Origin of the sequence: Vibrio sp. B7 (genome assembly GCF_963888765.1) — a bacterium.
GTDB classification, from domain to species: domain Bacteria; phylum Pseudomonadota; class Gammaproteobacteria; order Enterobacterales; family Vibrionaceae; genus Vibrio; species Vibrio anguillarum.
Map to the genome: position 1 here is coordinate 25,270 of NZ_CAWPKR010000036.1, position 12,307 is coordinate 37,576.

Here is a 12,307-nt window from a genome sequence, read left to right on the forward strand (position 1 = left end):
AATCACCTTATTCTGGTCTGACCTTAGTGAATCTGTTACGACTGTAGCTGCGAGCTACGTCAACTATGCGTAGAATGAGCCAGATTTTTATTTGATGTATGAATATATGACCACCACAACTGATCCTTATGTAGATATCCGTCCTTACAACGACGATGAGATTCCAGCGGCTATTGACCGCTTAATCAATGATGAAGAATTTATCTCAGCTATTTTGCAACATCGTTTTGACAAACGATCTGCTTGGCTAAAATCGATACTGAGCCCTTTTGTAAAAGCATACTTAAAGTTTAAATGGGCCAAACTCACGTCCGTGGAAGCAATCCAACTTGAAGTGAAGAAATACCTCACGAAAACACTAGAATCAACGACACAAGGTGTCACCTTCAGTGGTCTCGATAAATTGGATAAACAGACGGCTTATTTATTTATCTCGAACCACCGTGATATCGCGATGGACCCAGCATTGGTCAATTATGGTCTGTATATGTCTGGGCATAAAACTGTGCGTATTGCGATTGGTGATAACTTATTGAAAAAGCCTTGTGCTACAGAGCTGATGCGTCTTAATAAGAGCTTTATTGTGAAACGCTCGGCTAAAGGCCCGCGCGAGATGATGAAAGCGCTCAGTACCTTATCTGCTTACATTAAACACTCACTTGAAACTGGAAATTCTATCTGGATAGCGCAAAAAGAGGGACGAGCAAAAGATGGTAACGATTTTACCGATCCGGCCATTTTGAAAATGTTCCATGTGGAAGGGCGCAAGCAGAAAATAGAGTTTGCTCAGTATATTCAATCGCTCAAAATTGTCCCGGTCGCGATTTCATATGAAAATGATCCGTGCGATATGGCCAAAGCGTGTGAGTTATATGAAAAAGCGACACATGGGCGTTATGAAAAAGGGGAATTTGAAGATATTGAAAGCATTGTCCAAGGCATTGTCGGTGAGAAAGGCCGAGTGCATGTTGGCTTTGGTGAAGTGATTACTCAAGCATTTGAAACGCCAGAAGCATTGGCGCAAGAGATCGATCGCCAAATTCACGCAAACTACAAATTATTCCCGATAAATAAGTTAGCGGCTGGGATAGAAAGTAGTGATATCACGCCAGATATCCGCGCTCACTTAGAAAGCAAGCTGACTCAGATCCCTGAAGGGGCACAGCGCTATTTACTCGATAGCTACGCCAACCCAGTAAAGAATCAGCAATAATCATTAAACGATGAAGAGAGGGGCTCACGGCTTCTTCTCTTCTCTTCTCTTCTCTTCTCTTCTCTTCTCTTCTCTTTTTCTAGCCTATCTTGCGACCGCGCCGCCAAGGGTTAGTTTGCTTGGCCATTTACTGATGACATTACCTCCCAAATAAATATTACCATTGACGGTCATCGTGTCAGGAAATTCGGTGATTTTGGAACCGCCAATATACAAACTCCCTTCCACGACTAAACCTTCGGGCAATTGGGTTAATGGCGTTCGAATTACGCTCAAATCCCCCTTGACTAAGAGATTCGTAGGTAGCGTTTCAAGCGGTGTGTCCGTGAAATTCAGGTAACCACCGACCTTGATTCTCATTGGCCACGATTTGATTTTACTACCCAGTAAGTTCGCATAACCACGAATAGTGGTGCCTTTGGGAATATTCTCTAGCAAGCTATTAGATGCTTCTAAACTACCCTGCACATTCAAGCCCTTAGGCAGGGATTTTATCGATGTCTTAGCAATATTTAGGTTGCCTTTGAGCGTGAGATTTTCGGGTAGTGTTGTGTAGGGTTTATTACGCAAATAGAGATTGCCATAATTATCAAGGTGGTTAAGGATTTGATATTGATCGAGCGGCTGTGACCATGCACAAGAGGCATAGAGAAGGTTGCATAATGTTAGTAAAAGCGAAAACTTATTCATAAAGCCTGCAGATGAAGACACGATACCTAAAGTATCGGCAGATTACGGTTAAGCTTCAATAATGCATTGCCTAGGATGAGAAAGCAAAGTGCTTGGGCGATAAAAAAGCGAGCCATGATTAGGCCCGCTAAGAGCAATTAGATTAACGAGCCAAAGAGCGCGACTTCAGTTCAAAAATAAGCTTTTCAGCACTGACTTCAAATTTGAAACGTGCATGCAATTCAGTAGAGTTATCATCTAACGGTGAAACTTCAAACTCAACATTATCTGAAACCTGTTTGGCAAGAGCGAGGTACTTCTCAAATTCAGCTTCTAGCTGAGCTTTGTTGGGTGCCATGACCATCACTTCTGCAACTTCATCACCTTCTTTGATAATAAAGCCAATTTCGCCAGCGCAGCCACATGCTTCGCAGACTTGGATATCAACGTCTTTTTCGATACTCATTGTGAATCCTCTTAGTAAATGTATGGACATTCTAACGGGCAAATCGTTTATCAGCCACAAAAAGCCAATCAGGTTTGGGGCAAATCGCGTCTTATTTTGGTTGTTCGAAAGTTTTTAACCATCGTTATGAATTAATGAGTGTGATACTGCTCAAATAATCACTAGTTTTTGTGTCATAAATTTGTCAGAACAGTGTTCAGTTCGTTGCGAATTGTTGATGATTGTACGATTATTCGGTTGAAACAATTATTAATATTATAAATTGCGCTTCATCCATTAGTGGTGATGACTAACAAACTGGAAATTTAGGTTTTATTAGTGATAGCTAAAGGAGTGACAGTAACAAGCCAGTAGATAACGCTTTTAACAAGATAATTCTGGTTTGAATTTACTGTTTTAAGGGATGGTTTTTTAGACAGAAAATGCCATACCACGAGGGGTGATTCGCGAAACGGCACTATAATCGCAATTGAGTTAGATGGATTAATAAAAAAGAGAAGAGTCTGGACCATGCCAAAGCGTAGTAAAGAAGATACTGAAATCACCATTCAGAGAATAATGGATGCTGTTGTCGATCAGCTATTGAGACTAGGTTACGACAAAATGTCGTATACCACGTTGAGTCAGCAAACAGGGGTTTCACGAACGGGGATTAGCCACCATTTTCCAAAGAAAACCGATTTTACGGCCGCTTTAGATGGGCGGATTTTTAAGCTGTTTGTTGAGCATTTAGATTTTGAAAATGACCTTTCAAGCTTTTCAAATAGCTGGATAAATGCGCTGGAAAATGCACAATTTTTGGCTATTTTGCGTTTATTATTTCATCATGTTGTGACGACTGAAAATGCGGATGAATTTGCAGCAAACGGTGTCGATCGGTTATACAAAACGGTGGCTGTACAGTTTGGCAAAGAGAGCGCAAGGGAGCTTGAGTGGCTGATTGGTAAATCACTGATTAAAATGAGTCAATAATTTGGCACTTTGTGCAAGCTTGTATTGTCGACTTTAACACTAAAGCCAACTGAGAGGTTGGCTTTAGTGCTTTTTATAGAGAGATTGTGTCGATCAGTCGTACAACGTTGGGATCGGTTGACGTTTATGCTGAGTTGCTGTGTAAATCGCAACAAGACGGTCAATCACGTGCTGGGAAACAGGCTTCCCTTCTAAAAAATCATCGATTTGGTCATAACTTAAGTTTAACGCATCTTCATCTGCTTTTTGTGGTACGAGCTCTTCTAAATCCGCAGTGGGTGTTTTTTGAACCAATTGTTGTGGTGCACCTAATTGAGCCGCTACCGCGCGCACTTGACGTTTACTCAAGCCAAACAGTGGTGCTAAATCACACGCGCCATCACCAAATTTAGTATAAAAACCGGTGATGTTTTCTGCGGAATGATCCGTGCCGAGTACTAACGCACCAACAAAACCTGCAATTTCGTACTGCGCGACCATGCGAGCGCGCGCCTTTACATTTCCTTTCACGAAATCAATTTTGGTACTGTCAGTTGGAGTTAAGCTTGTGCCTTGTAGCGCATCAAGAGAGGCTGAGTGCAGGCCATCTACACCCGTTTTAATATTGACCGAAATTGAGTGTGTAGGTTGAATGAAGGAGAGAGCAAGCTGCGCTTCATCCTCATCTTTTTGTTCGCCATAGGGTAAACGAACGGCGATAAACTGATAGTCGTTAACAGCGTATTCTTGGTTGAGTTGTGTCACGGCGAGCTGGGCTAGACGGCCGCACGTTGTTGAGTCGACGCCACCACTGATGCCAAGCACTAAAGACTTACAACCAGATTCTACCAATTTGCGTTTAATAAACTCAACGCGCCGTTCAATTTCATAAACAGGGTCAATGGATGAGAGAACACGCATCTCATCACGGATCATTTGTTCCATTAGGGTTCCTTTTCCTGCAAGCAATATAAATCTTTGGTGTATCATACCGAAATCATCAGATTAGAAAACCGAGAAAATGGTTTTCAGACTTGAATAGGATTGCTATGACCAAAATTGCCGTCTTTGGGAGTGCTTTTAACCCTCCGAGCTTAGGACATAAAAGTGTGATTGAATCGCTAAGCCATTTCGATTTAATTCTGTTGGTACCGAGCATTTCACACGCTTGGGGTAAGCAGATGCTCAGTTATGAGATCCGTTGTGAACTTATTGATGCTTTTATTCGTGATTTGCAGTCAGATAAGATACACCGCTCAATAGTCGAAGAGGAACTGCAACAGCCCGGGCAGAGCGTCACAACTCATGCTGTTTTGTCATTACTGCAAAAACAATCACCTGATGCTGACATTACTTTTGTAATGGGCCCGGATAATCTGTTCAATTTTGCGAAATTCTATAAAGCTCAAGATATCTTGCAACGCTGGTCAGTCATGGCCTGTCCTGAAAAAGTCGCGATTCGTAGTACTGATATTCGTCAGCGGTTAGCTGAAAATTTAGACATTACCGATTTAACGACTATCTCTGTTAGGAAAATCTTGCAGCAAAGAAAACTTTACTAGACAATCCACGCCCTTTTCGTGGTCGGAGCTGTTTGTATTCATGAAGTTAAATGTGGCTGTTTGTGCGTTAATCATGTTTTCGTCGCTGACGGAAGCTTGCGATCTCTATTCCGGTTCATTATTAACGCCAGAGTTAGAATTAACACTAGGTGCAGATAGTAGCCCTGCAATGTTACCAGCATCGGGCGTCTGCTTTTCTATATTAGATAGTATGGGCTACGCATCGAAACAACTGCTGGCTTTAGGTTTATTTGAAGAATCTCCAGCCGACTCTTCTTACTGGGCCGATTGGTTTTTAAAAGCCGATTCTGATCCCCTGTTTACTCAGAAATTGGCCACAAGCTACATTGGCTTTGGAGTCTGGATACCCTCTGAATTGCTTGACGAGCAAAGTGATATGTCAACCGAAGAGTGGTTAATGAGTCACGGCTTACAGCTAAGTATCGGTTTTGGCGAGAAAAAAGCGGGTGAGCCGCGCATGCGTTTTGACTATCGTTGGCATGAAGATTTCGACAGCGTTGTCATGATGCAAATTGAAGTTCCCTTCTAACGTTTTCCCTCAGTAAACACACTCCCTCAGAAAACAAAAAAGCCAACCGCAATATTCGCGATTGGCCTATGTAAATTGTGAACAAAGAGTATTCACTAACAACGTCAGTTGGCTAGGTGACCCTCGGCTTAAGAAGGGTCGATATAGTTATTGCAGCATACGTGCCAAGTTTTATAGCGCTTAGTTGCTATTGTTTCCTTGTTTTTTCAAACTTCCCCAAGAAAATTTTTGCAGACTGAAAATGCAAACTGCAAAAACGACTCAGATTGCTAATGCCGCTAGGTTCAATCACATTCGCTCTGCTATCTTACTTTTATTTAATTACACATCTAACTAATTGGTGGTTTTTTGGTTAAATGTTAAAAATTATTTATTCGTTTTAAATCAGCAATCTATACCTATGATTGCTATTTGTTTGAATTTTTTGGTTGAATTTTTCATTTGTGCTGTTAGTTTATATAGAGGTTTTTAATTAGAGCTCTAACTATTCATGTGGCAGACAATGATTACAGCAGCACCTTGGGTTGCATACCCGGAAATTATGCAAACAAAGACAGAACAATGGACGTTTCGTACCCCTAATCAAGCCGACGGGCAGCGTGTACATGATTTGATTGGGCTGTGTCCTCCCTTAGATGAAAACTCCTCATACTGTAATTTCCTACAAGCGATTCACTTTCAAGAGACTTGCATCTTAGCGGAAAGAAATGGCGAAACCGTGGGGTTTATTTCGGCCTATTTAAAGCCTGACAATTCTGATGAATTGTTTATTTGGCAAGTGGCCGTGCATCCAAATGCTCGTGGGCTAGGGCTTGCCTCACATTTGTTACATGAATTGCTCGCTCGTGACGTTATGGCTGATGTTCGTGTATTGGAAACGACTATCACGAAAAACAATCAAGGTTCATGGAGCCTCTTTAAGAAGTTTGATCGAGCACATGGCGAGCAAGGAGAGGTATCGACCTTTCTCGATCAAACTCGTCACTTTGAAGGCGAACATGATACCGAGTATTTATACCGTATTCCGCTCAAACCTCGTTCTAACTTAACAGGATAACTATCATCGTTATGGACATTTTTAAAAAGAAAGAATCAAACGTGCAATCTTATGCCAATCACTTTCCCGTGGTTTTCTCTACGGCAAAAGGGAGCTGGCTATTTACCGATTCTGGTGATCGCTACTTAGATTTTTTGGCTGGAGCTGGTTCGTTAAATTATGGTCACAATAACGCCCTCTTTAAGCAGGCTCTATTGGAGTACATTGATAAAGACGGCATTACTCACGGCTTGGATATGCACTCCTCTGCTAAGGCTGAGTTCCTCGCGGTATTTGAAAGTCTCATTCTTGAACCAAGAAACCTCGACTACAAAGTGCAGTTTACTGGTCCAACTGGGACTAATGCTGTAGAGGCGGCAATGAAGCTGGCCAGAAAAGCCACGGGCAGAAGTAATATTGTGGCTTTCACTAACGGCTTTCATGGTTGCTCTTATGGCGCACTTGCCGCAACAGGAAATCAACATCATCGAGGCGGCGCTGGGCTTAGCTTAGGTGGCGTGACGCGGCTCCCTTATGATGGCTATGCCAATATTGATGGCCTGTCGCTATTTGAAAATATGCTGAATGATAACTCATCGGGTTTAGACAAACCGGCTGCGGTATTATTGGAGGTTGTCCAAGGCGAAGGTGGCTTGAATTGCGCGTCCAACGAGTGGTTGCAACGCTTAAGTCGTCTCTGTAAGAAAAACGACATTTTGCTTATCGTTGACGATATTCAAGCTGGTTGTGGACGTACGGGAACCTTTTTCAGTTTTGAGCCATCAGCAATAAAACCGGATATAGTGACGCTATCGAAATCGCTCAGTGGTTATGGGTTACCTATGGCGATTGTGCTGCTGAAACCTGAGTTAGATGTGTGGAAACCGGGAGAGCACAACGGAACCTTTCGCGGTAATAATCACGCCTTTGTAACTGCTACAAAAGCGCTGGAAACCTATTGGTCAAATGATGATTTTACCACTCATATCGCACATCGAGCCAAGCAAGTGACGCATGTCATTCAAACCACACTGCGTCGTTTCCCCACACTGTTTAACCGCCACAAAGGACGTGGACTAATGCAAGGCATTGAATGTAGCAGTGGTGAGATCGCCCATAAAATTGCTCGTCGTTGTTTTCAACTAGGGATGGTGATTGAAACCGCAGGCCCAAATGACGAAGTGATTAAGTTTTTCTGTCCACTCACTATCACGGAAACCGAACTCGACCAAGGTTTAGATATTTTTGCTCAAGCGGTAGAAGAGCTAGCCTCTCAGTTAATTAAAAAAGCATCTTAGGAATAAAAAATGATTGTTAGAACATTAGAAGAGTGTCGCCAAAGTGAGCGCCGGGTTGTTGCTCAAACTTGGGAAAGCGTTCGTATGCTGCTGAAAGATGACAATATGGGTTTTTCATTCCATGTTACGACCATTTTTAAAGGCGGCGAGACCCATATTCACTATCAAAACCATTTGGAATCCGTGTATTGCATGTCAGGTGAAGGGGAGATCGAAGTGATAGGAGGGGAAACTTACCCGATAAAGCCCGGCACTTTGTACATCCTTGATCAACATGATGAACACTATTTAAGAGCTTATTCTGGTGCAGATATGGTTATGGCATGTGTTTTTAACCCACCACTGACAGGAACTGAAACGCATGATGAAAAAGGTGTTTACCCAATCATTGAGTAATCACTCGCGACGATTCACTGCATTCAATTTAAAAGAAAAGGAGATCCCATGTCTTACACCGTAGAAAAAATCGGTGGAACATCAATGAGCGCTTTTGATGCTGTGCTCGACAATATTTTACTAAGGCCTCATCACCCTTATGATCGAGTGTTTGTGGTATCAGCGTATGCAACCATTACCGATGCTCTACTGGAATGCAAACGCACTGGCAAGCCCGGCATTTACCAGATGATCGCGAAACATGATACGCAATGGCAAGAAGCTATGTACCAACTTGAACAGCGCATGTTGCTGATTAATGAGCATTTGTTCGCCGATCCTATGAGTCGTATTCGCGCGGATAAATTTATTCGTTCGCGGATCTCAGAAGCGGTCAACTGCATTAATAATATTCTAGAAACGTGTCAATACGGGCAGTTTTCATTGCGTCAGTATTTGCCTCAGGTGCGAGAATTTTTATCTTCAATAGGCGAGGCTCATAGTGCCTATAACACCAGTTTGAAGCTAAAAACTCTTGGGATTAATGCATGCTTCATTGATCTCTCTGGGTGGAATAATGGGCAAGCAGGAAGCTTAGATGAGGTGATTTTGGCTGCCTTCGAAGACATTGATGTAGCAACGCAATTGCCAATCGTGACTGGCTACGCCTACTGTAATGAAGGATTAATGAAAACCTATGATCGTGGCTATAGTGAAATGACCTTTAGCCGCATTGCCGCATTAACCAACGCAACGCAAGCGATCATCCATAAAGAGTATCACTTAAGCTCCGCAGACCCGAGAATTGTAGGTGCGGATAAGGTTAGCCCGATGGGATTGACGAACTTTGACGTAGCAGACCAACTGGCTAATTTAGGTATGGAAGCGATTCATCCGAATGCGGCAGCTGGGCTGCGTCAGCAGGGGATTGAGCTCAGAATCAAAAATACGTTCGAACCAGAGCATAAAGGTACTCTCATTTCCAATGTTCATAAGCCTCAGAACAATAAGGTAGAGATTATTGCGGGTAAGGACAAAGTGTTTGCCTTGCATATTTTTGACCAAAGTATGGTCGGGAAAATTGATAATGCCAGTTATGAATTGATGGAAGTGATCGCCGAAGCTAAGGTACATCTCGTTGGTAAAGAGATGAATGCAAACTCGATGACGTATTACCTCAGTGGCAGCAGCGATAACTTAAACCACGTGTTGTACAAAATAGAGAAGCGCTACCCGAATGCATCCGTATCAGGAAAAATGGTCGCCCTCATTTCCGCAATCGGTGCATCAATGAACACCAACAACGCATTAACGCAAGGCATGCAAGCATTAGTTAACGCAAAAATTAGCCCTATTGCCGCTCACTCATCGATGCGTAATGTCAATGTACAATTCGTCGTAGAAGACAACGATTACAATCGCGCGATTTGTGTTTTACATGATGTGTTGATTGCGAAACTGCTATCTACCAAAAAAGCGGCTTAGCGGTTCAGATTGAAGCATCGTTCCCCCCCCAATCACATAGTAATCTACGTGATTGGGGATTTATTTTCTGAGCGGCTGTTTTTTAAGTGGTTTAGCTCGCTTAGGTTTCAAGCGGTTTGGAAAGCTACAACATCACTAAACTTGCTGTGCCCAAGAAGGCAAAGAAGCCGACAACATCCGTTACTGTGGTTAAGATGACAGAGCCCGCTAATGCTGGGTCAAGCTTAAACTTATCAAGCGTGATCGGGATGAGTACCCCAAACAGCGCGGCGGTAATGATATTTACAACAATGGCCAGTGAAATGGTGGCGCCAATCATCGCTGACTGGAACCAGAGCCCTGCCAAAGCACCAATGATCAACGCCCATAACAAACCGTTAATGGAACCAATACCAATTTCATTTTTGAGCAACGCAAAACGGTTACCCGGTGTAATTTGGTTCAATGCCATGGCACGTACCATCAAGGTTAAGGTTTGACTTCCCGCAATACCACCCATCGAGGCAACAATTGGCATCAACACCGCTAACGCGACAACTTGCGAGATGACCGTTTCAAACATCCCTATAGTGACCGAAGCGAGGATGGCGGTCAGCAGGTTGATCCCGAGCCAAAGGCCTCGTTTTTTGGAACTTTTAATGATGGGTGCAAATAAGTCATCTCCTTCATCCATACCCGTACCGGCCATTAAGCGCGATTCGTAAATCTCTCGTTGTGTACTCAGGGCAAATTGCCAGTCAATTTCACCCACTAAGATTTCATGGTTATCAATGATGGCGACAGTCGGCAATTGGGAATGTTCTAACGCTTCTACTGCTTCATAAAGTGACTGGTGAGCATTCAGCGTAAAGAGATCATCTTGCTTGATGTTTTTCAGTAAAGTTTTGCTTTCAGCAAGCAAAATTTCTGTATAACTCACGATACCTTGGAATTTTTTTGCTTTGTTGATCAAATAGATATGTTGTGGAGAGTCATAATGATATTTCTCCAATAGTATCTTGGCTTTGTCGACACTGATGCTGAAAGGCAAGGTATACACTTTACGGTTTGCCCAGTGGCCAACTTCAGTATCTTCATAGGCATTGGCTTGATCATATAATTCAAGCTCGTCGCGACTAATTAAGCGCAGCGCTTCACTGATGATTTCATCAGGCAGAGAATCGGCCCATTCGAGCAGAGATAAGTTATCGAGTTTGGCGAGAGTCAGTTTTAGTTCTATTTCTGACAGTGCGTTGATGATAGAAAAACGTACTTCAGCACGCATCTCTGTCAGTACATCAATGTGTAGCTCTAAGGGTAGGCTACGCCACAGACGTACCCGCTGCTCGACAGGAAAAGCTTCTAAGATGATTGCGATCGAGCTTTCATCAAGCCCACTTTCCACGTACTCGCCGAGTAAGTCGATTTGTTGCTGCTCATCGGCTTTTGAAATCGTTTCAATATGCAGTGAAAGGTCTTGATATTCGTTCAACGTTTTACTCCGATAGGAAGTTGTTTCTTCTCGATTTTTTTCACGGCTTTTTCTGGAGTTTTGTTTAATACAATTACAGGGCGAACAATAAAGAGGTTGTTTGGATAGAGCACTGTATTGCCATCAACATTCTCTAATACGACATTGAGTAGATTCATGTCGACGATTTTACCTTCAACAAAATTTGCGCCATCCACCACTCGTACCCATAAACCGATGCGACAGTGGTTTTGTACAAATAAAACCAGAAATGAGGTGACGTTGCTCAGCAAAGACCAACCTGCAAACAAACCGACGCCAAGCAACGCAAAAAGTGATGAGCCAACAACCAATAACCCACGCAGTTCCACGCCCCACATCATTAGCAGAGTCAACACTAACACCAAGAAGAGTAAGGTCTTCACCAGCCAACGTGCTCGTTTAAGCCGATGAATATCGACTTTGCCTATGACCATATTCTCAAACCATCGCACGGTGTAGCTGGCTGTTTTAGGATAAATAAGCAACGCCATGATCGTGATGATCCATTGATAATTTTTTTGAAATAAGTCTAAGTATTCCATGACGAATCAGAAAAAGGAGATTTGGTTCAAAATAACCGAAATTCAGTCAATTACAACCTCTAATCTGGCTGAGGTTGATAATTGGAATTGGGTTGAGAAAAAAGTAACCAATTTGCTTTAGTCGGTCGAATAAAAACTAGAGAGGGTCATCGGGTTCTAGACTAGACAATAGCGTCGATGCTTCTATTTCTGGTGTTTTCATCATCATCGATAACCGCTGTAAAGTGGAGAGAATGAGAGTTTGTTCCCATGCGTTTAACGCCTGAAATTGTTCAATAAAGCTATCTTTTAGCAGTGTGGGTGCTTTGAGTAATAATTCATCTCCTGTTGGGGTTAACAACGCATGAACTTTACGTTTATCTTGTTGATCTCGCTCTCGAATGATCAGTGCGCGTTTTTCTAAGCGATCCAAAATGCTGGTCGCTGTAGCTTGGCTCATATTAGTATGATCGGAGAGTTGCTTTATGGTCATATCGGCCGAGTTTTGGATCGCACGCATTAACAATAGTTGGGGGCTAGTGAGGCCAAAATCTTTGTTTATTTTTTTGGAATGGAGATCTGTCGCACGAATAATTTGGCGTATAGCGACCAGTACTTCTTCATGAATATCCAATACTTTCCTCCTTGAAAATAAGCAGAGCCACCCTTTTGATATGGGCGGCTCCATA

At 42.7% G+C, this 12,307-nt stretch carries 14 protein-coding genes; 8 read left to right on the top strand and 6 right to left on the bottom strand.

The genetic code is table 11. The features are described 5' to 3' along the window. The first annotated feature begins 106 nt into the window (after positions 1-106). Positions 107-1,213, top strand: a complete 1,107-nt coding sequence (locus AACV32_RS12490) for a 1-acyl-sn-glycerol-3-phosphate acyltransferase (protein WP_026028217.1) — start codon at positions 107-109, stop codon at positions 1,211-1,213. A gap of 84 nt (positions 1,214-1,297) precedes the next feature. On the opposite strand, the gene AACV32_RS12495 is transcribed toward AACV32_RS12490, so the two are convergent. Together AACV32_RS12495 and AACV32_RS12500 are read right to left on the bottom strand one after the other, a co-directional pair. After that, entirely contained in the window at positions 1,298-1,924 is a 627-nt protein-coding gene (locus AACV32_RS12495; protein ID WP_170895197.1) for a hypothetical protein, read from the bottom strand. A 121-nt stretch (positions 1,925-2,045) separates the two neighbouring features. Next, positions 2,046-2,348, bottom strand: coding sequence for a YfcZ/YiiS family protein (locus tag AACV32_RS12500; RefSeq protein ID WP_010318562.1), 303 nt, complete (start codon positions 2,346-2,348; stop codon positions 2,046-2,048). Positions 2,349-2,858: 510 nt separating this feature from the next. Between AACV32_RS12500 and AACV32_RS12505 the strand changes: the two genes are divergently transcribed. Beyond that, entirely contained in the window at positions 2,859-3,320 is a 462-nt protein-coding gene (locus AACV32_RS12505; protein WP_013867986.1) for a TetR/AcrR family transcriptional regulator, read from the top strand. Between the two features lie 93 nt (positions 3,321-3,413). Here AACV32_RS12505 and nadE read toward each other — a convergent pair whose 3' ends face one another. Beyond that, positions 3,414-4,244, bottom strand: coding sequence for an ammonia-dependent NAD(+) synthetase (gene nadE, locus AACV32_RS12510; protein ID WP_170895198.1), 831 nt, complete (start codon positions 4,242-4,244; stop codon positions 3,414-3,416). A 104-nt stretch (positions 4,245-4,348) separates the two neighbouring features. On the opposite strand from nadE, the gene AACV32_RS12515 reads away from it, so the two are divergent. From AACV32_RS12515 to AACV32_RS12540, 6 genes are all read left to right on the top strand, one after another. After that, positions 4,349-4,861: a nicotinate-nicotinamide nucleotide adenylyltransferase gene (locus tag AACV32_RS12515; RefSeq protein ID WP_026028214.1), complete on the top strand. Its 513-nt coding sequence runs from the start codon at positions 4,349-4,351 to the stop codon at positions 4,859-4,861. Between the two features lie 40 nt (positions 4,862-4,901). Further along, positions 4,902-5,411 (top strand): hypothetical protein, encoded by a 510-nt coding sequence (locus AACV32_RS12520; protein ID WP_064626298.1) that lies wholly within the window; start codon positions 4,902-4,904, stop codon positions 5,409-5,411. 490 nt (positions 5,412-5,901) lie between these two features. Next, complete coding sequence (gene ectA, locus AACV32_RS12525; protein WP_017046068.1) at positions 5,902-6,468, top strand: diaminobutyrate acetyltransferase; 567 nt, start codon at positions 5,902-5,904, stop codon at positions 6,466-6,468. Positions 6,469-6,479: 11 nt separating this feature from the next. After that, entirely contained in the window at positions 6,480-7,745 is a 1,266-nt protein-coding gene (gene ectB / locus AACV32_RS12530; RefSeq protein ID WP_047689962.1) for a diaminobutyrate--2-oxoglutarate transaminase, read from the top strand. A gap of 9 nt (positions 7,746-7,754) precedes the next feature. Then, complete coding sequence (locus tag AACV32_RS12535) at positions 7,755-8,141, top strand: ectoine synthase (protein WP_013867980.1); 387 nt, start codon at positions 7,755-7,757, stop codon at positions 8,139-8,141. Positions 8,142-8,189: 48 nt separating this feature from the next. Further along, on the top strand, positions 8,190-9,605 hold the full coding sequence (locus AACV32_RS12540) for an aspartate kinase (RefSeq protein WP_170895199.1): 1,416 nt from the start codon (positions 8,190-8,192) through the stop codon (positions 9,603-9,605). Positions 9,606-9,729: 124 nt separating this feature from the next. Here AACV32_RS12540 and AACV32_RS12545 read toward each other — a convergent pair whose 3' ends face one another. From AACV32_RS12545 to AACV32_RS12555, 3 genes are all read right to left on the bottom strand, one after another. Next, complete coding sequence (locus tag AACV32_RS12545) at positions 9,730-11,076, bottom strand: magnesium transporter (protein WP_170895200.1); 1,347 nt, start codon at positions 11,074-11,076, stop codon at positions 9,730-9,732. Further along, complete coding sequence (locus AACV32_RS12550) at positions 11,073-11,639, bottom strand: mechanosensitive ion channel domain-containing protein (RefSeq protein WP_013867977.1); 567 nt, start codon at positions 11,637-11,639, stop codon at positions 11,073-11,075. The genes AACV32_RS12545 and AACV32_RS12550 overlap by 4 nt, the downstream gene beginning before the upstream one ends. Before the next feature lie 136 nt (positions 11,640-11,775). Then, entirely contained in the window at positions 11,776-12,306 is a 531-nt protein-coding gene (locus AACV32_RS12555; RefSeq protein WP_013867975.1) for a MarR family winged helix-turn-helix transcriptional regulator, read from the bottom strand. Position 12,307 lies beyond the last annotated feature (1 nt).